This is a genomic window from Paenarthrobacter nitroguajacolicus, assembly GCF_007786235.1.
GTDB lineage: Bacteria > Actinomycetota > Actinomycetes > Actinomycetales > Micrococcaceae > Arthrobacter > Arthrobacter nitroguajacolicus_A.
This window is the reverse complement of sequence record NZ_VNFK01000003.1, coordinates 241,310-267,080: the sequence shown is the minus strand read 5'-3', so window position 1 is coordinate 267,080 and position 25,771 is coordinate 241,310. Positions and strand designations below refer to the sequence as shown.

29 protein-coding genes are annotated in these 25,771 nt (G+C 63.4%); 14 read left to right on the top strand and 15 right to left on the bottom strand.

What is annotated here, in order from left to right:
* Genes FQP90_RS05235 through FQP90_RS05215 form a run of 5 tightly spaced genes read left to right on the top strand, consistent with a single transcriptional unit; the run spans position 1 to position 3,579 of the window.
* Entirely contained in the window at positions 1 to 225 is a 225-nt protein-coding gene (locus FQP90_RS05235; protein ID WP_144648634.1) for a DUF3188 domain-containing protein, read from the top strand.
* Positions 226 to 266: 41 nt separating this feature from the next.
* Complete coding sequence (locus FQP90_RS05230) at positions 267 to 716, top strand: FAS1-like dehydratase domain-containing protein (RefSeq protein ID WP_144648633.1); 450 nt, start codon at positions 267 to 269, stop codon at positions 714 to 716.
* Positions 717 to 718: 2 nt separating this feature from the next.
* Positions 719 to 1,156, top strand: a complete 438-nt coding sequence (locus FQP90_RS05225; RefSeq protein WP_144648632.1) for a MaoC family dehydratase — start codon at positions 719 to 721, stop codon at positions 1,154 to 1,156.
* 41 nt (positions 1,157 to 1,197) lie between these two features.
* Positions 1,198 to 2,502, top strand: coding sequence for an MFS transporter (locus FQP90_RS05220; protein ID WP_144648731.1), 1,305 nt, complete (start codon positions 1,198 to 1,200; stop codon positions 2,500 to 2,502).
* 9 nt (positions 2,503 to 2,511) lie between these two features.
* Positions 2,512 to 3,579 (top strand): UDP-N-acetylmuramate dehydrogenase, encoded by a 1,068-nt coding sequence (locus tag FQP90_RS05215; protein ID WP_144648631.1) that lies wholly within the window; start codon positions 2,512 to 2,514, stop codon positions 3,577 to 3,579.
* Here FQP90_RS05215 and FQP90_RS05210 read toward each other — a convergent pair.
* Positions 3,576 to 4,055 carry a hypothetical protein gene (locus FQP90_RS05210; protein WP_144648630.1) on the bottom strand — a complete coding sequence of 160 codons (480 nt, stop codon included), beginning with the start codon at positions 4,053 to 4,055 and terminating at the stop codon, positions 3,576 to 3,578. The two genes, FQP90_RS05215 and FQP90_RS05210, sit on opposite strands and share 4 nt — an antisense overlap.
* An 85-nt stretch (positions 4,056 to 4,140) precedes the next feature.
* Between FQP90_RS05210 and FQP90_RS05205 the strand changes: the two genes are divergently transcribed.
* Positions 4,141 to 5,274: a winged helix DNA-binding domain-containing protein gene (locus FQP90_RS05205; RefSeq protein ID WP_144648629.1), complete on the top strand. Its 1,134-nt coding sequence runs from the start codon at positions 4,141 to 4,143 to the stop codon at positions 5,272 to 5,274.
* A gap of 194 nt (positions 5,275 to 5,468) precedes the next feature.
* Positions 5,469 to 6,494, top strand: a complete 1,026-nt coding sequence (locus FQP90_RS05200; RefSeq protein ID WP_144648628.1) for a type IV toxin-antitoxin system AbiEi family antitoxin domain-containing protein — start codon at positions 5,469 to 5,471, stop codon at positions 6,492 to 6,494.
* Here the strand turns inward: FQP90_RS05200 and asd are convergent.
* The 10 genes from asd to FQP90_RS05150 form a co-directional block, all read right to left on the bottom strand.
* Positions 6,491 to 7,633: an aspartate-semialdehyde dehydrogenase gene (gene asd / locus FQP90_RS05195; protein WP_144648627.1), complete on the bottom strand. Its 1,143-nt coding sequence runs from the start codon at positions 7,631 to 7,633 to the stop codon at positions 6,491 to 6,493. The two genes, FQP90_RS05200 and asd, sit on opposite strands and share 4 nt — an antisense overlap.
* Positions 7,634 to 7,740: 107 nt before the next feature.
* The gene (locus tag FQP90_RS05190) at positions 7,741 to 7,962 is read right to left on the bottom strand and encodes an NF038396 family protein (protein ID WP_144648626.1); all 222 of its coding nucleotides are present in this window, start codon (positions 7,960 to 7,962) and stop codon (positions 7,741 to 7,743) included.
* 10 nt (positions 7,963 to 7,972) lie between these two features.
* Positions 7,973 to 8,572 carry a dihydrofolate reductase gene (locus FQP90_RS05185; protein WP_144648625.1) on the bottom strand — a complete coding sequence of 200 codons (600 nt, stop codon included), beginning with the start codon at positions 8,570 to 8,572 and terminating at the stop codon, positions 7,973 to 7,975.
* Complete coding sequence (locus FQP90_RS05180) at positions 8,569 to 9,330, bottom strand: thymidylate synthase (RefSeq protein WP_244296521.1); 762 nt, start codon at positions 9,328 to 9,330, stop codon at positions 8,569 to 8,571. Before FQP90_RS05180 ends, FQP90_RS05185 begins: the two co-directional genes overlap by 4 nt.
* A 35-nt stretch (positions 9,331 to 9,365) precedes the next feature.
* A complete protein-coding gene (locus tag FQP90_RS05175) occupies positions 9,366 to 9,776 on the bottom strand; it encodes a GntR family transcriptional regulator (protein WP_144648623.1) in 411 nt (136 codons plus the stop codon).
* Positions 9,773 to 11,404, bottom strand: coding sequence for a cytochrome c-type biogenesis protein CcmH (locus tag FQP90_RS05170; RefSeq protein WP_144648622.1), 1,632 nt, complete (start codon positions 11,402 to 11,404; stop codon positions 9,773 to 9,775). The genes FQP90_RS05175 and FQP90_RS05170 overlap by 4 nt, the downstream gene beginning before the upstream one ends.
* Positions 11,405 to 11,492: 88 nt before the next feature.
* Positions 11,493 to 12,461, bottom strand: coding sequence for an NUDIX hydrolase (locus FQP90_RS05165; RefSeq protein WP_144648621.1), 969 nt, complete (start codon positions 12,459 to 12,461; stop codon positions 11,493 to 11,495).
* 8 nt (positions 12,462 to 12,469) lie between these two features.
* Positions 12,470 to 14,719 carry an RNA degradosome polyphosphate kinase gene (locus FQP90_RS05160; protein WP_144648620.1) on the bottom strand — a complete coding sequence of 750 codons (2,250 nt, stop codon included), beginning with the start codon at positions 14,717 to 14,719 and terminating at the stop codon, positions 12,470 to 12,472.
* A 104-nt stretch (positions 14,720 to 14,823) separates the two neighbouring features.
* On the bottom strand, positions 14,824 to 15,795 hold the full coding sequence (mshD, locus tag FQP90_RS05155) for a mycothiol synthase (RefSeq protein ID WP_144648619.1): 972 nt from the start codon (positions 15,793 to 15,795) through the stop codon (positions 14,824 to 14,826).
* Between the two features lie 280 nt (positions 15,796 to 16,075).
* Positions 16,076 to 16,774: a winged helix-turn-helix transcriptional regulator gene (locus FQP90_RS05150; protein WP_018776718.1), complete on the bottom strand. Its 699-nt coding sequence runs from the start codon at positions 16,772 to 16,774 to the stop codon at positions 16,076 to 16,078.
* A 262-nt stretch (positions 16,775 to 17,036) separates the two neighbouring features.
* Here FQP90_RS05150 and FQP90_RS05145 point away from each other — a divergent pair, with 262 nt between their 5' ends.
* From FQP90_RS05145 to FQP90_RS05115, 7 genes are all read left to right on the top strand, one after another.
* Positions 17,037 to 17,771, top strand: a complete 735-nt coding sequence (locus tag FQP90_RS05145) for a permease (protein WP_144648618.1) — start codon at positions 17,037 to 17,039, stop codon at positions 17,769 to 17,771.
* Positions 17,772 to 17,937: 166 nt separating this feature from the next.
* Positions 17,938 to 18,537 (top strand): FABP family protein, encoded by a 600-nt coding sequence (locus FQP90_RS05140; protein ID WP_144648617.1) that lies wholly within the window; start codon positions 17,938 to 17,940, stop codon positions 18,535 to 18,537.
* A gap of 51 nt (positions 18,538 to 18,588) precedes the next feature.
* Complete coding sequence (locus tag FQP90_RS05135; RefSeq protein ID WP_144648616.1) at positions 18,589 to 19,311, top strand: flavodoxin family protein; 723 nt, start codon at positions 18,589 to 18,591, stop codon at positions 19,309 to 19,311.
* 22 nt (positions 19,312 to 19,333) lie between these two features.
* Positions 19,334 to 20,419: a CAF17-like 4Fe-4S cluster assembly/insertion protein YgfZ gene (ygfZ, locus tag FQP90_RS05130; RefSeq protein ID WP_144648615.1), complete on the top strand. Its 1,086-nt coding sequence runs from the start codon at positions 19,334 to 19,336 to the stop codon at positions 20,417 to 20,419.
* Complete coding sequence (locus FQP90_RS05125; RefSeq protein ID WP_144648614.1) at positions 20,416 to 20,844, top strand: ankyrin repeat domain-containing protein; 429 nt, start codon at positions 20,416 to 20,418, stop codon at positions 20,842 to 20,844. The genes ygfZ and FQP90_RS05125 overlap by 4 nt, the downstream gene beginning before the upstream one ends.
* A 111-nt stretch (positions 20,845 to 20,955) precedes the next feature.
* Positions 20,956 to 21,585 carry a PadR family transcriptional regulator gene (locus FQP90_RS05120; RefSeq protein ID WP_144648613.1) on the top strand — a complete coding sequence of 210 codons (630 nt, stop codon included), beginning with the start codon at positions 20,956 to 20,958 and terminating at the stop codon, positions 21,583 to 21,585.
* A complete protein-coding gene (locus FQP90_RS05115) occupies positions 21,569 to 23,107 on the top strand; it encodes a DHA2 family efflux MFS transporter permease subunit (RefSeq protein ID WP_144648612.1) in 1,539 nt (512 codons plus the stop codon). The genes FQP90_RS05120 and FQP90_RS05115 overlap by 17 nt, the downstream gene beginning before the upstream one ends.
* Before the next feature lie 7 nt (positions 23,108 to 23,114).
* Here FQP90_RS05115 and FQP90_RS05110 read toward each other — a convergent pair whose 3' ends face one another.
* The 4 genes from FQP90_RS05110 to FQP90_RS05095 all read right to left on the bottom strand — a co-directional run bounded on the left by FQP90_RS05110 (position 23,115) and on the right by FQP90_RS05095 (position 25,771).
* A complete protein-coding gene (locus tag FQP90_RS05110; protein ID WP_144648611.1) occupies positions 23,115 to 23,864 on the bottom strand; it encodes a GNAT family N-acetyltransferase in 750 nt (249 codons plus the stop codon).
* A 17-nt stretch (positions 23,865 to 23,881) separates the two neighbouring features.
* The gene (locus tag FQP90_RS05105; RefSeq protein WP_144648610.1) at positions 23,882 to 24,907 is read right to left on the bottom strand and encodes an ATP-dependent 6-phosphofructokinase; all 1,026 of its coding nucleotides are present in this window, start codon (positions 24,905 to 24,907) and stop codon (positions 23,882 to 23,884) included.
* Between the two features lie 209 nt (positions 24,908 to 25,116).
* The gene (locus tag FQP90_RS05100) at positions 25,117 to 25,365 is read right to left on the bottom strand and encodes a PspC domain-containing protein (protein WP_144648609.1); all 249 of its coding nucleotides are present in this window, start codon (positions 25,363 to 25,365) and stop codon (positions 25,117 to 25,119) included.
* Positions 25,366 to 25,396: 31 nt separating this feature from the next.
* On the bottom strand, positions 25,397 to 25,771 hold the full coding sequence (locus FQP90_RS05095; protein WP_144648608.1) for a hypothetical protein: 375 nt from the start codon (positions 25,769 to 25,771) through the stop codon (positions 25,397 to 25,399).

Sequence of the window (25,771 nt, the reverse complement as noted above, 5' to 3'; positions counted from 1 at the left end):
GTGCTAGAAGAATTCTGGGCCAACGCCTCCACGTCCTACAAAGCCCTGGTTTTCAGCGCCATGGGCCTCATCGCCGTGGGACTCATCATGTCCATTGTTGGGAACACTTCAGGCAACCAAGGCCTTGCGATGGCGTCCCTGCCTGTGATCGGTGTGGGTCTGGTGCTCCATGTGGTCGGACTTGTGGTCAGGGGCCAGAAAATTCGCAAGGGCTACAAGAAGTAAACGGCACGCCACCCGGCCCCGCGGGCCGATAGGGTTGGATCATGAGTATCAATCCGGACCTGCAGGGTCGAAGCTACCCTGCCGCAGAGGTATACGACGTCGGCCGTGAAAAGATCCGCGAGTTCGCGAAGGCCGTGAAAGCCAGCAACCCCGCGCATTTCGACGTCGAGGCAGCCAAGGCCCTGGGCCACAGCGACCTCGTCGCTCCGCCAACGTTTGCCATCATCGTCGCCCAGCGTGCTGACGCCCAGTTGGTGGAGGACCCCGAGTCGGGCATCGACTTCTCCCGCGTGGTCCACGCCGACCAGCGGTTCACCCACCACCGCGCCATCGTTGCCGGAGACCGACTCGTGGCCGAACTACACGTCGACGGCGTCCGGGCCATGGGCGGAGGCGCCATGATCACCACGCGCTCCGAAATTTCCACGGAGGCCGGCGAAAAGGTCGCCACCACCACCTCGTCCATCCTGGTCCGCGGAGAGGGACAGTAGCCATGAGCCCCACATTCGAAGAATTGACGGTAGGCCAGGACATTGGCACCCGCAGCATTGAAGTCACCCGCCAGGACTTGGTCAAGTACGCAGGAGCTTCGGGCGACTTCAACCCCATCCACTGGAATGAAGCGTTCGCTACCTCCGTTGAGCTGCCGGGCGTCATTGCCCACGGCATGTTCACCATGGGTGCCGCAGTGCAATTGGTGAGCGATTGGGCAGGCGACCCGGCCGCCGTCGTCGACTACCAGACCCGCTTCACCAAGCCCGTGCTCGTCACGGACACCACGGGTACCGATGAAGCCGGCGCCGTCATCGACGTCACCGGTGTGGTGGGAGCGCTCGACGGCGACGCCCGCACCGCGCGCATTGACCTCACCGTCGTCGCGGCGGGGTTGAAGGTCCTGATGAAGTCCCAGGCGGTCGTGAAGGTCTCTTGAACCAACTGAACGCTTCTCCGCGACGCGCCACCCCGACTGAAATGTCGCGGTGGCGCGTCGCTGTTCTGGCCTCCTACGCCGCCAGCGGCATTGCCTTCGCCACCTGGGTATCCCGCCTACCGGCAATCCGGGACGGGCTCAACCTCACTCCCGGGGGCATCGGGCTTCTGCTCATGTGCATGACCGTGGCCTCGTTCATCTCGATCTCGGCCTCCGGTCTCATCGTGCTGCGGCTCGGCCCCAAGCTCACCAGCTGGATCGGCAGCTGCATGGTGGGTGCGGGACTGGTCACCGTGGGCGTTGGCGCATCCCTCGCGGGGAGCCCCTTGGTGGTGGCCGCGGGGTTGGTGGTGCTGGGGCTTGGCACGGCCAGCTGGAACACAGCGTCCAACGTTGAAGGGGCAGCACTCGAGCGCTCACTGGAACGGCACATCATGCCGCATCTCCACGGCGCGTTCAGCCTGGGGACCGTGGCCGCCGCCGGTTTCGGTGCCTGGGCCGCAGCCGTGCACATGCCCGTGTTCTGGCATTTCCTGATCTCCGGCGTTGTGGTGACCACGGCCGTGATCACTGCAGGTTTCTCTTTCCGTGCGGAAAAGACTCCTGCCACATCATCGAGCACCATCCGATCGGGTGAAACGGACACCTTCCAGGACCCCTCCACCGGTCCTCTGCCGATCATCACTCCGGAGTCCCAGAATTCCTCGCTCCGGTCGGACGCCAGCCAGGGCGCACCTCCGCTGGACAGCAAGCGGCTGGTGGCCCTTGCCTGGCGTGACCGCCGAACCCTGCTGATCGGCGTCCTGGTCCTTGGCCTGGCATTGGCCGAAGGAGCCGCCGGGGACTGGGTGGCGTTGGCACTCGCCGATGGCTACGGCCAGTCCGACGCCGCGGGGGCGGTGGGCTACGGGCTGTTCGTCACCTTCATGACCATTGGGCGCTTCGCCGGGACGTCCATCCGCGACCGATTTGGACGAGTGGTGGTGATGCGCTGGTGCTCGGCCACCGCCGTCGTGGGTCTTGCGCTCTTTGTCTTTTCGCCCGTCCCTTGGCTCGCGTTCGTTGCGCTGGCGGTGTGGGGCCTGGGCGCCTCGTTGGGCTTCCCCGTGGGGATGTCCGCTGCGGCCGATGACCCGGTGCATGCCGCTGCCCGTGTCTCCGTGGTGTCCACCATCGGCTACGGAGCTTTCCTGTGTGGCCCTCCGCTCCTTGGCCTCTTGGCAGAACATTTTGGCATTCTGCACTCGTTGTTGGCACCGCTGGTGCTGCTGGTGGTCAGCTTCTTCCTGGCACCCTTGGCCGGCCAACAGAAGGCAAAGTCCGTGCACTCCGGCGATGCCCGTTAGGCTTGATTGGTGACCCAAACGCTGATTTCCGAATTGACCACTGCCGCCGTTGGTGGCCCCGCAGGCAACTACATTGAGGCCCGCACCGAGGCAGAAATCATCGACGCCGTCCGATCGGCTGATGCTGCAGGCGAGAAGCTCCTGATCATCGGCGGGGGCTCCAACCTGCTGGTTTCGGACGATGGCTACCATGGCACGGTCCTGAAGATCGCGTCCGAGGGCTTCACAGTGAATTCCGAAGACAGCTGTGGTGGTGTGTCCGTGGTGGTCCAGGCCGGCCATAACTGGGACGCGCTGGTGGAGCACTCCGTACTGCATGCTTGGTCCGGCCTGGAAGCGTTGTCCGGTATTCCCGGAGCGACCGGAGCCACGCCCGTCCAGAACGTGGGTGCTTACGGCGCCGACGTCTCACAAACCATCGCCGCAGTACGGACCTGGGACCGTGAGCGCAATGCCGTCCAGACTTTCACCAACTCTGAGCTTAGGTTCGGGTACCGCGATTCGCTCCTGAAGCAGACCACGGTGGAGGGCTCGCCACGCTACGTTGTGCTGACCGTCGAGTTCCAGCTGCCCCTTGGGCGGATGAGTGCCCCCATCCGGTATGCCGAGCTCGCCCGTGTGCTGGGCGTGGAGGTCGGCAAGCGTGCCTACTCCAATGACGTCCGACGCGAAGTCCTCAAGCTCCGGGCGTCCAAGGGCATGGTCCTGGATGCGCAGGATCGCGACACCTATTCAACGGGATCCTTCTTCACCAACCCGATCGTCCCCGCCGAGCGTGCGGCCGAGCTGCCGGAGAACGCACCCAAGTATCCTGCCGGCACCGACGGATTGGTTAAGCTTTCCGCGGCCTGGTTGATCGATCAGGCCGGATTCGGGAAGGGCTTCGGGCTCGAGGCGCACAGCGTTTCCGGTGGTCGGGCTTCCCTGTCCACCAAACATACGCTGGCTATCACCAACCGGGGTTCAGCCTCGGCAGCGGACATGGTGGCGGTCGCGCGCGAGGTGCGTGACGGCGTCGTCGAGCGCTTTGGTATTGAGCTGCACCCCGAGCCGCTGCTGATCGGCGTCAGCCTCTAGCGGGTTCGCCGTTCCGCGATGGGCAGGACTTTGTTCAGCAGCAGGAACGTGAGCCCGCAGCTGACTGAGCCCAGCAGGAAGATCTGGGTAAAAGCGATGCTCTGCGGCGACGGGCCGCTGGGCATGAAGAGTCCTGCCGTCGCGAAGCCCACCAAGCCCAGGAGCATCACCAGGGCTCCGAGGAGGAAGCTTCGGACCTGTGCCGCGGCCGCCGGGTAGAACCACGGCTCGGGGGCGTCGTCGTCGCGATCGGCCACGGGCTGGCTGGCCGCAGCGGTTCCAATGAGAAGCGCGGCTGCAGCGGTAGCCACCAGTCCAGCTGTCTGGATGCCCTGCATGGAGGGGGAGAGACTCACGCCCGTTCCAACCGCAACTATCAGCCCGGAGCCCAGGCCAACGAGCGTGCAGAACCAGCCGGCGGTAGCCAACCACCGGCTCATCGGCCGCACAAACGGGGCAAGGTCACCAAAAAGCATGAACCCATCCTAGAATCCGCGGCTGGAAGACGGCTGGGAGGCGCGGCAAGGTTCCCTGTACCGCCGAGCCCTCTTAGGATGAAGCATGCCTGCAGCCCGCACCAGCCTCACTCCGCGCGTCATGGGCCGGCTTCGGCTCGCCAGCCAGGGACTCCTTGGCGACGGGTTCGCCTCGGTTCCTCAGGCCGTCCGCTGGATGACCGCCATGCAGGCGCAGGATCTTGGCTCGGCTCTCTGGGCGGTGGGACAACGTGTGCGCGGCACCGCTGCCTCCCACGTCCGAAGTGCCCTCGACGCCGGGACGGTGGTCCGCTCCTGGCCGATGCGGGGGACTCTGCATCTGCTCGCGCCGGAAGATCTCGGCTGGATCCTGGGGATCACCAGTGACCGCCTCATGAACATGGTGGCGGGGCGCCACCGCGAGCTCGCCATCACGCCCGACGACATCAACCACTGCCGGGACATTGCCTTTAAGACATGTGAAATCCTCAAGACGGCCGAGGGCGCACCTGGAGCATCCCGCGAGCAGCTGTTCCAAGCTTTCGAGGAAGCCGGTCAGGTCACCAAGGCCCAGCGGGGGATTCACCTGCTTGGGGGCCTCTGCCAGAGAGCGTGGCTGGTCCAAGGACCAATGGCGGTGTCCAACGGCAAGGTGGGCGTCCAGCAACTGTTCGTACCGTTCGCTGAATGGATTCCGGAGTCGAGGGACCTGGGGCGTGAGGAGGGAATCTCTGAGCTGCTGTTCCGCTACGTCCAAAGCCACGGCCCAGCGACAATCAGGGACTTTTCGTGGTGGAGCCAGGTGCCGCTCACCGAAGCACGCAAGGCGCTGGCGGCGGTACAGGATCGTCTGGTTGAGCTGCCGTTCGGAGGCACCAGCTACTGGCTCTCACCGGAGGCAGCGGCAATGCTCGACGACGGCGTTCCCGGCGCCCGCTCGCTGCTGGCACTCCCGGGCTTCGACGAATACCTGCTTGGCTACCAGGACCGGAGCCTGGTCCTGGCGCCGGAGTTTGCCGAGCGGGTGGTTCCCGGGAAGAACGGCGTCTTCAAACGCATCATTGTCTCCGGCGGCGAAGTGGTGGGAACGTGGTCCAGGACCGTCACGGGCAAGACCACCGGCGTGGTGTCCGAGCCCTTCGCGGATCAGCTTGGTCCAGCCCCCGAGCGTTCTTTCCAGGCGCAGGGGAGGGCGTACCTGAAATTCATGGCGGGTTGACTGGCCGGCCCGCTGCTACGTTGCCGGCCCCCGCGCCCGTTGCCGGCCCGCTGATACGTTGCCTGCCCGCTGTTACGTTGCCGGCCCGCTGCTACGTTGCCGACCCACAACGAATTAGCGGCCGCCCAACGGGGTTGTCCACATACGATGCCAGCAAGCTCGCTGCACGGCCCAACCCAGTACACGATGGGCCCATGCAAAGCAGAAAACTTGATGCCCTGATCTCCACGCATTGGCCGGACACCGTCATTGCCACCACCACGGATCTGGCACGGAAGGGACTTGGCGACCGGGCCCTGACGCAGGCGGTCCGCTCAGGAAAGCTGATCCGGCTCCGGCGGGGCGCCTACATTCGGACACACGATTGGCGCCAAAGGAAACCGTGGGAGCACGAGCTGTTGCGAATCCAAGCGCACCATTCCAATGCAAGCCGCAGAAGCGTCTACAGCCATGCCAGTGCAGCACTGTTGCATGGGTGCTCTCCGTGGAACAGCGGCTCCTCGGTACATGTCACCACGCCCTTTTCGCCGGCGCAGGCAAGCTCGGGCGATGACGTGATAGCTCACGGCGGCCTGCTGGAGCCGTGGGAGATTGTCGAGCTGCAGGCAACGTGGCCCCGGCCCGTACGTGTGACGAGCCTCGAGCGTACCGTCATCGATTGCGCGCGGACCATGGACTTGGAACCCGCCGTGGTCATCGCAGATCAAGCGCTTCGCCGCGGGGCGGATCAGGGGTTGCTTCAGGACTATGTGGACAGCGGGCGGATCACACGGGGTGTTCGCCGCGTCCTCGAAGCAATGGACGCCAGATCCGAATCGGTGGGTGAGACGCGCACGCGGCTTCTGCTGCGCAAGCTTGGCATCCAGGACGCCATCCTCCAGCTAAGCGTGGACACGCCCCTTGGACAGTACCGGGGAGACTTTGGTTGGAAGGACCCTCGGGTGATCCTGGAGTTCGACGGGCGTGCCAAGTATTTCGACTATGCACCCACTGACGAGGTGATTTTCAACGAACGCCGCAGGGAGAAGGAACTGGTGGAGGCTGGTTGGGAGATCATCCGCATCGAGTGGGATCATCTCAGCAGGCCGTGGGATGTGGAACGGAAGGTCAAATCCGCGTTGGAGCGCCGGCCGTATGAACGTCGAAAACCCGCTGTTCCGTTGCTTGGCAGCAACGGAACAGCGGGTTGGCAACGTGTTCGGCGGGCGGACGGAGGCTAGAGCTTGCCCGTCACGATGTTGAGCATGCGCCGCAGCGGTTCGGCCGCGCCCCACAGGAGCTGGTCGCCCACGGTGAAGGCGCTGATGTACTCCGGACCCATTTCGAGCTTACGAATACGGCCTACCGGAATGTCCAGGGTGCCGGAGGCGGCCACCGGGGTGAGGTCCTCCATGGAGGCTTCCTTGGTGTTGGGAACCACCTTGGCCCATTCGTTGTCCTTGGCCAGGAGATTCTCGATCTCCGTCACGGACAGGTCCTCGCGGAGCTTCAGCGTGAGGGCCTGGGAGTGGGAGCGCATGGCGCCGATGCGGATGCACAGGCCGTCCATGGCTATATGGTCCTTGCCGTCGGTGCCTTTGCCGGTGCCCAGGATCTTGTTGGTCTCGACTCCGGCTTTCCATTCTTCCTTGGACTGGCCGTTGCCGAGGTCGGCGTCGATCCAGGGAATCAAGGACCCTGCCAGCGGCACGCCGAACTGCGTAGCGTCCACACCATTGCGCTGGGCAGCGAGGACCTTATGGTCGATTTCCAGAATGGCCGACGCGGGGTCGTCCAGTTCGCTGCTGACCTCGTTGTTGAGGGTGCCGAACTGGTTCAGGAGCTCGCGCATGTGGCGGGCGCCGCCCCCGGAAGCTGCCTGGTACGTCATGGAGGTGCCCCATTCCACCAGGTTGTTCTTGAACAGGCCGCCGAGGCCCATCAGCATGCAGGAAACCGTACAGTTGCCGCCGATGAAGTCCTTCACGCCCCCGGAAAGGCCGGCGTCTATGACGTCGCGGTTGATGGGGTCCAGGACGATGATCGAATCGTCGTTCATGCGCAGGGTGGAAGCAGCGTCGATCCAGAGGCCATCCCAGCCGCGGTTGCGAAGTTCGCCGTGAACCTGCTTGGTGTAGTCGCCGCCCTGGGCGGTGACAATAATCGGCAGCTTGGCAAGCGTCTCAATATCGAACGCATCCTCGAGCTTGCCGGCCCCATCAGCGAAGGACGGGGCGGCACCTCCTGCGTTCGAGGTGGAGAAAAATACCGGGTTGATGTTGGCGAAGTCGTTTTCTTCCTGCATGCGCTGCATCAGGACGGAACCGACCATGCCACGCCAACCGACCAGTCCAACGGACGGATTAGCTGCTGTAGTCATTCATCAAGTCTAGACTTTCGGAGCAAACTGCCGCTGTTGGTTACGTCACGCAGCCCAAGCACGACGACGACACCTGGTCAGGCAGCCGGGCTCGCCTCCCGCGGAACCTAGTGGCCGGCGTCGGGCTCTTGGAGAAGTGCGGCCTTGCGCTTACGGAGGGCGAAGAACGCGCCGAACGTAAACACCTGCGTCACCAGCACCAGGACGATGATGCCTGCAATCCTGTTGCCGCCAAGGATCATCGTCAGGCCCACGATGGCCGAGATCAGCGCGAAAAGCGGCAGCAGCATATAGCCCAGCACGAACAGGGTTTCAGGTTTTTTCAACATGCAGGCTTTCCTAGCTTTCGGTCCGGCGCCACGTGGTGAACCGGTAGTTTGTGCCGTTCTTGGCGGTGAGCCAGCCATCGGCCGGCGCCACGGTGTCAAAGGTCCAGTCATCACCGAGCTCGGGGGCGTAGGTGTCACCCTCCACCTCGGTATCGATGATGGTGATCACTGCAAGGTTGGCTATGCCCATGCACTGGCGGTAAATTTCGCCGCCGCCGACGATCCACACCTTCTGGCCACCGGGCGCGAACTGCGACTCCAGCAGTGCGGCATCAAGGGACGCAACCACGACGGCGCCCTCCGCCTCGGGCGTTGACGCCCACTCTTGGTTGCGGGTCACCACAATGTTGGTGCGGCCCGGGAGGGGACGGTACTTTTCCGGGAACGACTGCCACGTCCTCCGGCCCATGATCACGGGGTGCCCCGTGGTGATCTGGCTGAAGTGCTTCATGTCTTCGGGGAGGTGCCACGGCATGGCGCCGTCCTTGCCGATCACGCCGGACGTGGTTTGCGCCCAGATCATGCCGATGCCGGTCATTTTCGCCGCGGTTTCCTGCGTGAAGATGACGCCGGGAAGCTGGGCTGGATCCTCGGAGGAAGGAGTGCTCATACCGCGATCGGTGCCTTGATGGTGGGGTGGTGGCGGTAGTCCACAACCTCGAAGTCGTCCAGCGTGTAGTCGAAGATCGAGTCCGGCTTGCGGAGGATGTTCAGCTGCGGGTACTGGTAAGGCTCGCGGCTGAGCTGCTCGGCAACCTGGTCCACGTGGTTGTCGTAGACGTGGACGTCGCCGCCGGTCCAGACGAATTCACCCGGCTCGAGGCCAAGCTGCTGGGCCACCATCCGGGTCAGCAGCGCGTAGGAGGCGATGTTGAAGGGAACGCCCAGGAAGGTGTCCGCGGAGCGCTGGTACAGCTGGCAGGACAGTTTGCCGTCCGCAACATAGAACTGGAAGAACGCATGGCACGGCGGCAACGCCATGTCCTTGAGCTCGGAGACATTCCATGCGGACACGATGTGCCGGCGGGAATCGGGGTTGTCTGCCAAGTTGGTCATGAGTTCGGAAATTTGGTCGATGTGGCCGCCGTCGGGGGTGGGCCAGCTTCGCCATTGCACGCCATAGACTGGGCCGAGCTCGCCGTCGGCATCCGCCCATTCGTCCCAGATGGAGACGCCCTGGTCCTGCATCCATTTGACGTTGGAGTCACCACGCAGGAACCACAGGAGTTCCACTGCTACGGACTTGAAGTGCACCCGCTTGGTGGTAATGAGCGGGAAACTCTCAGCAAGATCGAACCTCAGCTGACGGCCGAAAACGCTGCGCGTTCCGGTTCCGGTGCGGTCCGACTTGTGCGTGCCGTTGGCCATGACATCGCGCAGGAGGTCTTCATACGGGGTGGGAATCACGGTTCAAGCTTACTTGTACCGTGCCCATTAACCGCCAGCCGTCCACGAAGCAGATCAATGAGCGTTTCGTCACTCACCCCCGCGTCGCGCGCTGTCAGGATCAAGTCGTCGACGGCGGCAATCACCTCCGCGTCACCGCGGACTGAGCCTGGCGCCGCCTCCGGTGGGCCGAGCACCACGGTCCCGTTCCGGCGTCGTGATTCAATCAGCCCGGACTGCTCTAGTTCCTTGTAGGCACGCGCCACCGTGCCCGCTGCGATGCCGAGGTCGGCCGCGAGGCTGCGGACCGTGGGAAGGCGACTGCCGGGTTGGAGTAGCCCTATGGCGATCAGCGAGCTGAGCTGCCGCCGGATCTGCTCGTAGGGCGGCACGGGATCGGAGAGATCCACGGTGATCCCGGCGGTCATGGCGTCGGCTGGTTCTGCTTGGGTTGGGTGCCCCTGGGAATGGCCCGGAAAAGGCTCCGGACAGGCGTAACCGCGACGACGACGGCAATGACGGCTACAACGACTCCTGTCATGTACACAGGACTCGGTCCCAGCTGATTGAAAGCCGGGAACAATGTTCCCCATGCTTCGGCGTTGCCAAGCAGCATCACCGCTGACTGTGCCAGAAGGAATGCTGCCAGGGTTCGGACAATCCGGTACATCGAAATGGCACGCAGTGCGGCATCAAGCCCTCTCTCGTCCCGCAGTTCAGGAAGACCTCGACGACGGCGCGTGGCCAGGATCGCGGCAGCGCCCATCAGTCCCACCCCCATCGTGAGAAAGAGGTTGGCCGGCCAGGCGGGTGGGCCGACCAGGAGTGATTGGCCTGTACCCGTAAGGACGAGCGTTACGGCAAAGACCGTGGCCGAAACGATGCTGAAGGTGAGCAACCCCTTGGACACCGGCTGCCGCGGCCAATCGAGGGGCGCCTCTGGGTGACCATAGTTGCGGGCGATCAGTAACTCGCCTGCGGCAATGGTGAGCAGGACCAGGACGGCCGCCACGGTGACGACAATCGCCGGGGCAAGGGAGCGTTGGCCTTCTACCGGAATGAAACCGAACCACAACACGAGTGTCACAAGCGGCAAGACGGCGGCGACTCCCAGGACAGCTCCGAGGGAAACGCTGAGTTTTGCTGCGCCATGGGTGCGGGGATCGGCGCGGAGAGCAGTGCCGCTGATGGCTTTCGCGGCTGCCTGAAGCGAAGGAAGGACCGGCACCTTCCACCACAACATGACGAGCAGCACAGCCATGTTGACAAGACCCAGAACGTTGAACCACGACGATTGCCACGTTGCCCCAGGCGTCGGGAGTGCGGCAAAATTTCCCGCGATGCTGGCGAGGCCTGCGGCGATGGTGGCGACGGTCCGCAATAGCCTGTTGGCTGCAATGGCTCGAAGCATGCGGTTGTCGTCACTGCTTAGCGTCTCCAGTTGGCGCCGCCGTGCGATGAGTACCAGGACGAGCCATGTCCCTGCAACCAGAACCACTAAGGCGCCACCAAGCCACCCGGCAAGTTCCGAACCCGCGATCCTTCCGTCCTGGCCCTGGCCTGTGTAGACCGTCGTTCCTATTGGTGATGGGGGAGCGGGGACGGGACGCACCGGAGCGTGAGCGGGCAGGGCTGCAATCGAGACTATGGCGGTACCGGCATAGGCAACGATCACGACTGTTGTCCAGGCGAGTTTCGCCGGGAGGAAATCGCGGATCCTGCGGACGGTGAGTTCAGCGTACCTGTGCGGGGATTTGGGGGCCGGGTAGCTCCACTGGCCCAAGGCATTGACCACCAAGGACGCGGCGATCGGCCAAGCCAGGGCCGCCAGGAGGTCTTCCGAGGTGAAGGGCGCATTTGATGAGGTCGGACTGGCCCGGATCACCCCCGCGCTCATGGCTCCTTGCAGGGAGCTGGCCATCCAGCCAATGATGCCGACCCACAGGCCGTGTGATGCCACAGAGGTGGCGTCGGGCTTGGACCACACTTGTACCCGCAGGAACAGGTACACCAGGACGGCGCCCACGACGGGCCCCACCAAAAGCAACGGCGGCACATAAAAGGACACGGTAAAGACCCCCAAGTCTTCGAAACAATGTATCAAGTATTTGATACAAAGACTCAGGGGTCAACCGTGTCGGTACCTAGTCGTCGAAAGGCTTGACCTGTTCCACGGAAACGATCTTCCGTTCCGAACCGCGGGCGACCTGGCAGATGATGACTTCACCAGGCGTGAGGTAAGGGTCCACGGATGGAAGTTTTGACCGGAGTGCCTGTGACATGTGCTGGCCCAATTGCTTCAGCGCCGTGGGCAGCGCCGGGCGATGCGTGCACACAGCGATGGGCACCTGTTTGTCGAACAATGCCTCAACCGCCGCAGCAGTCTTCTTTGGTGAGCGCTGGTGATTGTGCTCGGTGAGGGCTTCCACCAGTTTCACCTTGGCCCCGCTGGCCTTGGCATACGGTGCGATGGTGGCAACGCATCGCACCCAAGGGCTGGTAACTACGCGTTGCGGCTTCCATACCTGCAGTAGCCGCTGAACCGCGACTGCCTGCCGCTGGCCGGTGGCAGCCAAAGGACGGTCGCCTTCGGCCTTTGTCCACGAGGACCGGGGTTTCGCCTTGGCATGGCGGATCAGCACCAGGGGCCAGGTGTCCAGCTCGCCCCTGACATGGGCCTTCTCGAGGTATTCGAGCGGCTCCACATCCGTGGGGTTGCTGAGGAAGGATGCGGCCCTGTCAGGGCTGCACCACATCACGCTGTCCACTTCCTTGCCATCGGGGCGGAGCTGCGCCCCGTTGACCTTGACGGCCCAGTAGCGCACAACCTTCAGGCCCGCCGCCACGTGATAGTGAATGGCCGGGAGCGGAATGCCCAGTGGGGCCTGGAGCCCAATCTCTTCCCACACCTCACGCGCCGCGCATTCGGGAACTGTTTCGCCGGCGTCGAGCTTTCCTTTTGGCCAGGACCAATCGTCGTACCGCGGCCGATGGATCAACAGAACCTCAAGGGCGCCCTTGCTGATGCGCCACGGAATGGCTCCGGCCGCGACAACGGCCACCGGCTCGCCGGGGTGGTCTGTTTGATCCTCCACGGGAGTATCGCTGTTCAACTGCGTCCTTACCGCCGGGCCGATGCGCGCTGGCGGGAACGCGACTCCAGAAGCCAGGATTGCATGTCCAGCAGCGGCTTGCCGTCCTGGTCCTGGTGGAACCTCGTCCAGTGGCCCTGGTTGTCCAAGTGCCAGCTCGCCGTTCCGTCGTCGACGTAGCGGCGCATCAGGTCCATGACAGTCGCCGTGTCTTCCTTGCTGGCCAACTGCACCAGGGCTTCCACGCGGCGGTCCAGGTTGCGGTGCATCATGTCGGCGGAGCCGATGTACACCACGGGATCGCCGCCATTGCCAAAGGCAAAGACGCGCGAGTGTTCGAGGAAACGGCCCAGGACGGACCGTACCGTGATGTTTTCGCTGAGGCCGGGCACCCCAGGGCGGAGGGAGCAGATGCCGCGCACCACGACGTCAACCTTCACGCCGGCCTGTGAGGCACGGTAGAGCGCATCAATGATGGCTTCGTCCACCATCGAGTTGACCTTGATCTGCACCAGGCCAGGAAGTCCCGCCCGGGCGTTGCGGATTTCGGTTTCGATCCTCTCCACCAGTCCTGCCCGCACTGAGCGGGGAGCGACGAGCAGCCTCTTGAACGTGGACTTCGGGGCGTAACCGGAAAGCTGGTTGAAGAGCTTTGACAGGTCCTCGCCTACTTGCTCGTTGGCGGTCAGCAGGCCGAGGTCCTCGTAGTACCGGGCAGTGCGAGGGTGGTAGTTGCCGGTGCCGATGTGGCAGTAACGGCGGAGGCCGTCCACTTCCTGGCGAACCACCAGCGACAGCTTGCAGTGGGTTTTAAGGCCGACGATGCCGTACACCACGTGCACGCCGGCCTGTTCCAGCTTGCGTGCCCAGGAAATGTTGGCCTGCTCGTCAAAACGGGCCTTGATCTCCACGAGGGCAAGGACCTGCTTGCCGGCCTCGGCGGCATCGATCAAAGCGTCAACAATGGGGGAGTCACCGGAGGTGCGGTACAAGGTCTGCTTGATGGCCTGGACCTTGGGGTCCGCGGCGGCCTGCTCCAGGAAGGCCTGGACGGAGGTGGAGAACGAGTCGTAGGGGTGGTGGAGCAGGATATCCCGGCGGCGCATCGCTGCGAAGACGTTGGCGGCCTTCGACGTCTCGGACTCGTTAAGGTACCGCGAGGTATGCGGCACGTGCTTGGGGTAGTGGAGATCGGCGCGGTCGATGTTGCTGATGGCAGAAAGGCCGCGAAGATCCAAGGGAGCCGGCACGGAGTAGACCTCGGACTCTTCGACGCCAAGTTCCCGGATCAACAGGGCCTTGATGTTCGGGTTGATGTCCGTGGTGACTTCAAGGCGCACCGGCGGACCAAAGCGTCGACGCAGCAGTTCCTTCTCCAACGCTTGGAGCAGGTTCTCGGCGTCGTCTTCTTCCACCTCAAGGTCCTCGTTGCGGGTAACACGGAAGGTGTGGTGTTCCAGGACCTCCATGCCGGGGAAGAGCTTGTCCAGGTGGACCGCGATGACTTCTTCCAAGGCAATGAACCGTGCCACGCGGCCGGGAATGGCACCTGCACGCGGGCCGTCAACGGCGATGAGGCGGGGGAGCTGGTCCGGAACCTTCACGCGGGCGAAGAGTTCCTTGTCGCTGATCGGGTTGCTGACGATCACGGCGAGGTTCAGGGACAGCCCGGAGATGTACGGGAAGGGATGTGCAGGGTCCACTGCCAGCGGGGTCAGGATGGGGAAGACCTTCTCCTGGAACATGATGCTGATCCGGTGGCGGGCATCTTCGTCCAACTCGTGCCAGTGCATGAGGTGGATGTGCTCGTAGGCCAGGGCCGGACGGATTTGCTCGGCGAAAACGCGGGCATGGCGTTCCTGCAGCCTGTGGGCTTCTTCACCGATTTGTTCCAGCACCTCGATGGGACTCAGGCCGGCGGGGGAGGGCACGGCGAGCCCGGTGGCGATGCGGCGCTTAAGGCCTGCGACGCGGACCATGAAGAACTCGTCGAGGTTGGAGGCGAAGATCGAGAGGAAGTTGACACGTTCCAGCAGGAACAGGTCAGGATCTTCGGCAAGCTCCAATACACGGGAGTTGAAGGCAAGCCAGCTCAGCTCGCGGTCCAGGAAGCGGTCCGGGGAGATGTCGCCTTCAGGCTCCAGGCTCGGTGCGAATTCCGGGATGTCGATGCGGTCCTGGGTGGCTCGCGAGGCCGGCACTTCCGAGGATCCGAAGCGTGGGGGCAATGTCGCACCCTTCGAGGTGGATCCGGCGGTGCCGACGGGGTCCGGCTGCATGGGGTTCTCCTAAGCTCAGGACTGGGGTTTCCTCCCACATTACAAGCAATTGCGGTGCCCGAATCCAAGATGTCACCGGCTTTCCGTCCGGCGAAGTTCCGCGGTTAATTTTTGGTTAACGGACCATACATCACATCGGTGTCCCAGCGGACGAAGCCAAGTTTCTGGTATAGGGCCACGGCAGCGTGGTTGTCGGCATCGACGTACAGCATTACTGCATGCAAACCCTTGTCCTGGAGGTGCTTGATTCCGGCCACCGTCAGCGCTTTGCCCAAACCCAAACCTTGGGCGGCCGGGGTGACTCCAACCACGTACACCTCACCGATGGCGGGGTGCGCACCCTGGCGGGGGTGGACTTTGGTCCAGTGAAAGCCCAGGAGCTCACCCTCGGTGTTGACGGCCAGCAGGAATCCCTCGGGGTCGAACCACTCTTCAGCTTTGCGTGCTTCGAGGTCCGCGAGCGTCATGGAGCCCTGCTCAGGGTGGTGGGAAAAGGCGGCACGGTTGGCAGCCAGCCATGCCTGCTCATCCCGGCCCGGCACGAAGGCGCGGAGCGAAACTCCATCCGGGAGGCCGGCGTCGGGCAATTCAGAAGTGGACGACATGAGGCGCATCTTCCACAGCTCTCGTACGGGCCCGTACCCGAAGCGGGTGGCCAGCTCAGCGGCCGCCTCATGGTTGCCGTGGGACCACGCGCTCAGTCCGTCGAGGCTTCGTTTGCCCTGCAGCGCCCCCAGCAGCCTGCCGGCCACGCCTTGGTTGCGGTAAGTGGGGTGGACAGCCAGCTCCAACACGCCAGTGCCGTGAGGCGCTTCGACCACAACGGCGATTCCAGCCAGGTCCTCGGCCGTCGCCGGGTCCGAGTCCTCATCCGGCGCATAGAGGGCGAAGGACACCACGGAGTGGTCGCCGGAATCGGCTCCCCGCAGCATGACCAGCGTCTGTTCAGAGAGGGGAGGATTGCCGTCGGATTCCTCCGCGGCGGCTGCGAGGGTCTTGAAATCCTTGAGGAGTTCGGCGTCCAAGGCGCCGTTGATAATCAGTACGGGCCAGTTCTCCGGGTGCGCGTGACTCATGATGCAAGGCTATACGCCCCGGGCAAGCCTGGTGATTTGATGTCCTGCAGGAACGGATGTATTCTCGACATCTCGTTCGGTTTTGAAGTGAACTTCGCTCTTTGAATTGAACAGACTCATTCGGCTTCGGCTGGATAACAGGGGGGATCCACCAGTGGGGTGGCCTCGATACGTTCGACCCGTATGTCCTCCACTAAACAACGCAGAAGAGGCCAGGATCCTTGTGGATCCTGGCCTCTTCTGCGTTGTTCTGAATGTAGTGTGCCGAAGGGTGGGAAGCCTAGGCTTCGGAGAGTTCGTCGTCCGGCAACCGGACCAGCGTGAGCCGGTAGCCCACGTTGCGGACCGTGCTGATCAGGTTCTCGTGATCCACGCCCAGCTTGGCCCGGAGGCGCCGAATGTGGACATCCACGGTCCTTGTTCCTCCGTAATAGTCATAGCCCCACACCTCGGTGAGCAACTGTTGGCGCGTGAAGACGCGGCCCGGATGCTGTGCCAGGTACTTCAGGAGTTCGAACTCCTTGAACGTCAGGTTCAGGGGCTGGCCGCTGACACGTGCCGTATAGCTCGCTTCGTCAATTACGACGCCGGCGGCCCGGATTTCCGTCTGCGTTTCCTCTTCGCCCGGTACAGCCCGTGCCATGGCAAGCCTGATGCGGGCTTCCACCTCAGCGGGGCCCGCCGAGTCCAGCACGATGTCGTCCACTGCCCACGCGGAGGAAACGGCAGCCATGCCGCCCTCCGTGAGGATCAGCATCAGGGGTGCGCTCAAGCCGGTTGCTTTCAACAGCTGCGTCAGTGAGCGTGCGCCCACCAAGTCCTTGCGGGCGTCCAGGAAGACAATATCCGTGGGGTCGGTTTCCAAAAGGGCTGTGGGTTCTGCCGGGAGGATGTGCACGCGGTGGTTCAACAGTTCCAAGGCAGGCAGAATGTCCACCGAAGAGCCGGTGCTGTTCGTCAGGAGCAGGATGTGCGACATAGTTCCTCCAATGGGCGGTACGCGCATCATCGGGCGTCGAAACCGGAGTCTCACCGGTCGGTCACGACGTGGTGGCCGCCCCTGACCGTTGTAACGGGATGAGGGCAAACACAGTGCGTCGTTGAAGTCTGAGTATACCCATCAGTGCCCTGCGACACAGGGATTCGTGACGGGCTGGCAGTGGAATTACGACATATTGGGCCGGCTTAAGGCAGGATTGTCGAGAGGTCGTAAGGCGCATCGGATTGAGGTCGGGCACACAGTGAAGTCTTGGAGCATCGGGGTATTCGGACTCGTGGCGCTCGCAGCCATCGTGGCCAGCACCTTCGTTTCCCGGGAAGCCATGGTGGGCGTGGGCATCGCGGCCTCCGCGGCTGTGGGGATCGGTTGGCCGCATTTCCTTGCAGTTCCGGCCAAGAAAACGTTGGCGGCCGTCATTGGATTGGCCGGTGCCGGGTCGGCTGTGACTGCCGCCTATATGCCGGCGCCCGGGTTCCTGGAGGGGACCCCCGCGTTCGCTGCCTTGGGCGTCATGGCGGTCTTCATCGTCCAACTAGTTCGAGGTACCGGACAAGCCCAGCGCCTGGAATCCACGCTGGGTTGCAGTGCCGGTGTCCTGTTGAACTGCCTGGGGGCCGGCTGGATTGCCAGCGCACGGTTCAACGGCGTCAAGGAAATGGTCCTTGTGGCGGGCCTGAGTGCCGCGGTGGCCCTGCTGGTGGGAATCATCCGCTGGCCGGACCGGATCGTGGCCCCCCTTGGCGTGGTGATGGCAGGACTCATGGGTCCGCTGGCAGGCCTTGTTTTCTCGGATATCGCAGTACTTCCCGCCGCCTTGGTCGGCGTTGTGATCGGGTCCGTCCTGGTGTGCTTCCGGCGGATGACCACCCTGAGGCGCGGACGCCTCAACATTCCGGCCGCGCTCGGAATGGGCATAGCGCCGGTGTGGGCCGTGGGGGCCTTGGCTTACTTCATAGACAAACTACTCATCTACTAAAGGTTAGGATTGCATCATGTCTGTTCTCGCATTCGAAATTTTCTTCCTCGTTCTCCTTGGCCTGGCCAGCGTCGCCATGGCATGGTTTGCGGGATTTGTCGTTTACCGCCTTTTCAAGGGCCAGAAGTAAACCTTCTGTTCCTGCAGCCCAACCGAGGTAATCGTTGTGCCTATTGAGATCCCCACAGATCTGACGCCCGAACTCGTCCCCCTTTCATGGCTCATTGGTGAGTGGGAAGGCCGCGGCCGGCTTGGCAGCGGAGACGAGGATTCCGAGCATTTTGTCCAGCACGTATCCTTCACGCACAACGGGCTGCCGTACCTGCAGTACCGGGCTGAGACCTGGCTCAGTGACGACGCCGGAGAGAAGCTGCGCCCGCTGACGGTGGAAACCGGGTTCTGGGCCCTTGAGCGGAAGCTCGAAGAGGGCGACGGCGGCCCTGGACTTATTCCCGCTGACATTGTCCCGGTGCTCAAGACCGCCGATGAGGTGGAGGAGCGCCGCAACGAGGACGGCGGGTTCGACATTTCAGTGTCGATCGCCCACCCCGGCGGCATCACCGAGCTCTACTACGGCCAGATCAAGGGACCCCAGATCCAGCTGAGCACCGACATGGTGATGCGCGGAAGCCACTCCAAGGAGTACACCGCAGCTACCCGGATTTTCGGCTTGGTTGATGGCAACCTCTTGTGGCGTTGGGACGTTGCGTCCAGCGGCAAAGCACTCGAAGCCCACGCATCGGCCTTCCTCCACAAGGTGTCCTGACCCAAAGGCCTCACTGTACGTTCCACAAGCAACCAGCAGAAGGAGCAGATAGTGAACACCAACCTCAAGCCGGGCGGCTACGAGGGCCTCAAGGCTGTCTTCTTCAACGGCACCCTGAAACCTTCGCCGCAGCTCAGCAACACCGATGGGCTGATCCGGATCAGCCGGGACATCATGGAGAAGCAGGGCGTCACCACCCGCCTCATCCGGACCGTGGACCATGACATTGCCAGCGGTGTTTACCCGGATATGCGGGAGCACGGCTGGAAAACGGACGCATGGCCGGAGATCTATCCGGATGTTCGCGATGCCGACATCGTGGTGGTTGCCGGCCCTATCTGGCTGGGCGACAACTCCTCCCAAACAAAGAAGCTCATCGAGCGGCTTTACGCCCATTCGGGAGAGTTGAACGGCCAGGGGCAGTGGGCCTTCTACCCCAAGGTGGGTGGGTGCCTCATCACAGGCAACGAGGACGGCATCAAGCACTGCTCAATGAACGTGCTGTACAGCCTTCAACACATCGGGTTCACCATTCCGCCACAGGCCGACGCCGGGTGGATCGGTCCCGTAGGCCCCGGACCCAGCTATTTGGACGAGGGATCGGGTGGTCCGGAGAGTGATTTTACTAACAGGAACACCACGTTCATGACGTGGAACCTGCTCCACATGGCCAAGCTCCTGCGTGACGCCGGCGGCATTCCTGCCTATGGCAACCTGCCGGAGGAATGGAAAGCGGGCACCCGATTTGATTTCGAAAACCCGGAATACCGCTGAGACGCAAGGACTTCTACTACATATGACTTACAAGAGCCCTCTGTTGTCGCGCCCTGGCGCCGTTGAAGACACCGGCCTGGATGCCGGCGTCGCTGCCCATTACGGTGAACCGCTGCGTGAGCAGCGCGCCCTGGCCGCAGGCACCGCCGTCGTCGATCTTTCGAACCGTGGCGTGGTGACAGTCTCCGGCCCCGACCGCCTCAGCTGGCTCAACACGTTGTCGTCGCAACAGGTCACCAATCTCCAGCCCGGCATTTCCAGCGAGCTGTTGCTGCTCAGCGTGCAGGGCCGCATCGAGTTCGATGCCCGCGTCGTGGACGACGGCGGCACCACTTGGTTGATCGTCGAGGCCGCCGAAGCGGCGCAGTTGGCCGAGTGGCTGAACAAGATGAAGTTCATGCTCCGCGTCGAGATCGACGACGCTTCGGAGCAGTGGGCCGTAGTGGGTGCCACCAAGCCGGTGGAGCAGTTGTCCTCCCGCTTGGTCTGGGAAGATCCGTGGCCGCATGTCAGCCCCGGTGGCTATGCGTACAGCATCGTCCCGGAGGAATCGCATCCGGGACTCGAGCGGCCGTGGTTCGAATACCTGGTCCCTGCCGTCGAGCTGGAACAAGCGGTGGAAGGCCTGCCCCTGGCTGGTGCCATGGCCGCCGATGCCCTCCGTGTTGCGGCGTGGCGGCCGCGCCTTGGTGCCGAGACGGACGAGAAGACCATTCCGCACGAACTGGATCTCCTCCGCACTTCGGTCCACCTGAACAAGGGCTGCTACAAAGGCCAGGAGACCATTGCGCGCGTCCACAACCTCGGCCACCCGCCGCGGCGCTTGGTGTTCCTGCAATTGGATGGCTCGCAGCACACGCTGCCGGCCGTTGGCAGTGTTGTATTTGTCGGGGACCGCAAGGTGGGTACTCTGACATCGGTGGCGCAGCACTTCGAGATGGGACCCGTTGCTTTGGCCGTGATTAAGCGGTCCGTGTCAGCTGAGGAGACCCTGACGGTCATGGACGGCGAGGAGCCGTACATCGCCGCGCAGGAAGTGATCGTCGCCCCCGACGCCGGCCAGGTTGTCGGGCGCCAGACCGGATTCCTGAAGGGACCCCACCGATGAGCCAACTGAACCAGCCTGCAGGCCACGAGGCGGCCAGTCCGACCACGGGCGCCGATGAAGAAACGTTGGCGCTTGCGCATGCCCTGTTCGATGCCGCCCGGGAAGGCGACACGGAATTGCTGAGGGGCTATCTGAACGCCGGCGCGCCGTCCACCCTGACCAACGCGGCGGGCGATTCGCTCCTGATGCTGGCCGCTTACCACGGGCACGAGGAAGCGGTTCAGTTGATTCTTCATCACGGCGCTGATGTCAACGCCGCCAATGATCGTGGCCAGACGCCGCTGGCTGGAGCGGTGTTCAAGGGATACACGAGCGTCGCCAGAGTGCTGTTGGACGCCGGAGCTGACCCCGACGCCGGAACCCCCACCGCGCGCGAGGCTGCGGCCATGTTCGCTCGCTCCGAAATCCTGGCCCTCCTGGGCTGACGCGGACCAGCAGAGGACAGCCCGGTCGCTGAGGCGGCCGGGCTTACTTGCACCCTAATATTCCACGTGGAATAGTTGTGGTGGAATATTAGTGGATGGAAGGGGTTGCACATGCCCAAAGCAGCTGAGTTGACGCCGTTGGGTGTCGCGTCGTTGGCGCTGCTGGCTGAACAACCCATGCATCCGTATGAGATGTATCAAGTGCTGATGGCCCGCCATGAAGACCGGCTCGTCAAAGTACGCCCTGGAACGCTCTATCACGCAGTCGGCCGGCTCGAAGAAAACGGGCTGGTTGAGGCAACCGGAACCGAACGGGAAGGCAACCGCCCCGAACGGACCACGTATCGGATCACCGAAGCGGGGCACCAGGCCCTCGACGCCCGGCTCCAGGCCATGCTGTCCACGCCCGTCAACGAGTACCCCCTCTTTCCGCACGCCATCGCCGAGGCACATCACCTGCCGGCCAGCGTGGTGATTGGACTGCTGGAAGACCGCCTGGTGGCCCTCAACGCCGATCTTGACTTCCTGGTCAGGGCAGAGTCCACCGTGACGGCCAAGGGATTGGATCGCAAGTACTGGATCGACATCACGTATCAACAAGCAATGCGCCGCACGGAGATCGCGTGGATCCGCGGCCTCCTTGAGGAGTTGGGCAGCGGGCTCCTGCCCTGGGACGAACCCCGGCCGACTCCAACCGAACTCTCACACAAGCCAAAGGAATCCCTTGGAAAACGTAGCTAAGCCGTGGCCCGCACTGTGGTCACTGGTGGTTGGCTTCTTCATGATCCTTATCGACACCACCATCGTGTCGGTCGCGAATCCGCGGATCATGGAAGGCCTCAATACCGATATCAACGCCGTCATCTGGGTCACCAGCGCCTACTTGCTGGCCTACGCGGTGCCCCTGCTCATCACCGGCAGGCTGGGTGACCGATTCGGACCCAAGAACCTGTACCTGATTGGCCTGGTGGTTTTCACCCTCGCCTCGTTGTGGTGTGGCCTCTCCGGTGATGTCACCATGTTGATTGCCGCCAGGGCCGTTCAGGGCCTCGGTGCGGCCATGATGACTCCGCAGACCATGGCCGTCATTACCCGCATCTTCCCGCCGGACCGCCGCGGCGCCGCCATGGGACTGTGGGGAGCCACCGCGGGCATGGCCGTATTGGTTGGCCCGATCCTCGGAGGCCTGCTGGTGGACAGCCTTGGCTGGGAATGGATTTTCTTCGTCAACGTTCCCATCGGAATCGTGGCCTTCATCCTGGTGACCCGCTTCGTGCCGAAGCTGACCACCCACAGCCATTCGTTCGACGTCGTGGGTGTGGTGCTGTCCGCCGTCGGCATGTTCCTGCTGGTCTTCGGCATCCAGGAAGGCCAGACGTATAAGTGGGGGACAGTCACCGGCTTCGTCACTGTCTGGGGCCTGATTGTCACAGGGCTCGTTGTCCTGGTCCTCTTCGTGGTTTGGCAGTGGCTCCTTGAACGTCGTGGTGGGGAACCCTTGCTGCCCCTTGGCTTGTTCAAGGACCGCAATTTCTCCTTGGGCAACACCACCATCATGGCGGTCGGCTTCACCGTGACCGCGTTCCCGTTGCCCACCATTTTCTACTACCAGACCGTCAGGGGCCTGACGCCAACCCAGTCGGCCCTGCTGATGATTCCGATGGCTGTGATTTCGGGTGCCCTGGCTCCATTCGTGGGCAAACTTATTGACCGCGCCAATCCGCGCTGGTTCGCGTCCTTCGGTCTGGTGTGCCTCGCGGCAGCGCTGTTCTGGACGGCCTCCCTGCTGGGACCGGACACCCCCATCTGGATGTTCCTCTTGCCCAGCGCCCTCCAGGGTATTGCCAACGCCTTCATCTGGGGACCGGTCTCCAACGCGACCACGCGAAACCTGGAGCCCCGCCAGGCAGGTGCCGGATCGGGCGTCTTCAACACCACCCGCCAGATCGGTGCGGTACTCGGTTCGGCAGCCATCGCTGCCCTCATCCAGTCGCGGTTGGCCGCGGAGTTGCCGGCGGCCCCTGCGGGCGCCCCTGTTGGCGAAGCCTCCGTTGGTGGCGTCCTTCCGGAGGCGCTTCACGCAGGATTCTCGACGGCGATGAGCCAGTCAATCCTGCTGCCTGCCTGTGCAATTCTGCTGGGCGCCGTGGTGGCGATGTTCTTCGGCAAGCCGAAATCGGTGACCGGCTGGGGCCGGAAGCCTGCCTCGGAGGCAGAGGCACCGTTGCAGGACACCGTCTCCCAGGACGCTGCCGGAAAGTAGGCCTAACTCAGCCGAGCAGGACGCTCGCGTGGAGCCCGCCCGTGGCGAAGCCAAGGCTACGGGCCATCGCGAGCGCTCCTGTGTTGCTGACATCGGCCTTCCACTGGAGGGTCAGCCCCGCTGCCAGGGCTTCATGCGCAGCTATGGACGCGGCCAGCGTGCCGATGCCCCGGCGGCGCCATGGAGGTGCCACCAGGACGCCCATGTTGGCCAGGATGCCCTCCCACTCGGAGTAGGCGCCGCAGGCCACGGGCGTGGGCGGATCCTGGTCGGGATGCATAATCGTGAAGCGGTGCTCAAGACTTTGGAGCCGCACCTCGTTGACGTCGTCCGGAGGGCACAAAGCTTCAAGGCTGATTGCTTCGGGGTTGCCCTGTGAGACCGTCAGGTCGTCCGAAGGCTGCTGCAGGGGTAGATCGTCCGCGAAGAACAACGCCGAGGATCCCAGCCCGTGTCCGCCGTGGGATCTGGTCAGGGTCAGCAACGTAACGTGTTGTGCGAGCTCGGTATCGGGGATTCCGGCGGCTGCGTCCAGCGCCCACTGCGGCCCTACCAATGCCGAAACGCCGAAGAGTCGCAGGAACGTCACTGCCCGCGCCGAGTCGTCCACGCGGATGATGCGGCGCGTGGGGTCCCCCGGGTCCGCTTCAGGGGTGGTGAGCCGGGCGGCCTCCGTGGCGAAGGCGTCGTCGTCGAGTCCCAAATGGCGAGCCCACGCCAGCTGGATGATGGCAGCGGACGTGGGCTCTAGGGTCATGGATTCAGCCTAGCCGACTAGCCGAACAGCACCGACGCTTCGTCGTAACGGTGCTGCGGAACGGTCTTGAGCTTGCCCAGGGCTTCCTCGAAGCCAACATGGGAGATGTCCGTGCCCTTCAAGGCCACCATGGTGCCCCAACGGCCTTCCACCACCGAGTCGATGGCGGCCATCCCCAGGCGCGTCGCCAGGACGCGGTCGTAGGCGGTGGGTACGCCACCACGCTGGATGTGGCCGAGGATCGTGGCTCGGGTTTCAATGCCCGTTCGCGCCTCGAGTTCGGGTGCCAGTTGATCTGCGATGCCGCCAAGGCGGGGGCGGCCGAACGTATCGAGGCCGCGTTCGGAGTGCGGAGACTCCATGTGATCCGGCACGAATCCTTCGGCCACTACCACCAGCGGCGCACGGCCGCGGTCGTGGGCTTCCTGCACCCATTCGGTGATCTGCTCGATGCTCGCCTTCTGTTCCGGGATCAGGATGGCATGGGCTCCGGCTGCCATGCCGGCATGCAGTGCGATCCAGCCGACGTGGCGTCCCATGACTTCGGCGATCATGCAGCGGTGGTGGGATTCGCCGGTGGTGCGGAGGCGGTCGATGGCCTCGGTGGCAATCTGTACGGCGGTATCGAAGCCGAAGGTGTAGTCAGTGGCATCGAGGTCGTTGTCCACGGTCTTGGGGACACCAACGATCTTCAGGCCGGCGTCGGTAAGCCGCTTGGCAGCGGCCAGGGTTCCCTCACCGCCGATGGCGATAATGGCGTCAATGCCCAAACGCTCCATGTGGGCCTTGATGACGTCCGGCCCGCCGCCGTTCTCGAAGGGGTTGGTGCGGGAGGTGCCCAGAATGGTGCCACCCTGCTTGGCGATACCACGGACCATGGTGCGGGGGATGTCGATGACGTCACCTTCAACCACGCCACGCCAGCCGTCGCGGAAGCCCACAAATTCCTGGCCGTGGATGGCGATGCCCTTGAGGACTGCTCCCCGGATCACTGCATTGAGGCCGGGGCAGTCGCCACCGCTGGTAAGAATGCCAATTTTCATGTTTGCTCACTCATGGCTTGGAGGAATACGTGCAGAGCGCCACGCTGAGCTCCCAATGATTGTAGACGCGCATGTGGGGTGGGACACAAATGGTTACTTCGGAGCCCGGCTGTGCGGTAGTGGAAACCTGCCTGAAAACGACGAAAAGCGCCCCACCGGCGGCGGGGCGCTTTGTATCGCTGTGAAACTTTGCAGTGGTGTATCGGCAACTACCGGGAACGTTGGCTGATAAAGGATTCCAGTGCGATTTTGTTGTTCTGGTCCGGCAGGATGAGCCAGCCCAGGATGTAGACCACGATTGCCGGTCCCGGAAGCAGGCAGAAAAGCAGGAAGGCAACCCGGACATACGCTACGTCTACCTTGAGCTTTGCGGCGATGCCTCCGCAGATGCCGCCCAGCCACCGTTGCGGTCCACGCTTCAGGCCGAAGCCCCTGACGATGCTGAAGAACTTGTCCATGGCTACAGACTCCCTTGTTGCAGGTGCTTTGTCACTTTGTGGTGGTCACTTTCTTGGATCCCTTGCGGGCCGACAGAAGCCCACCTACCACCAAGGCAGCGCCCGCGCCGATCATGAGGCCGATCAGCACATAGGTCCCGTTGAGTGTCACCCACCCGAGCGTCGAAACGACGATCAAGGCGGCCAAAGCCATGACGATCAGCCCCCACACCACGGTGCCGATCCGGGCTTCCCGGGGTTGGTCGTCATCCTCGGGGGCTTCAACCTTGAAGCTGGGCTCCAGGGGCGGCGTGAGCGGAATCGGTTGGAGGGTGGGCTTGGGAAGAGCTTCCGTGGGGCTCGTTTCCCGGGGCAGGGGCTGGGTTGGCTGGGCGTCGTGGGCCTTGCCTGGCTCGTTGGTGCTCAT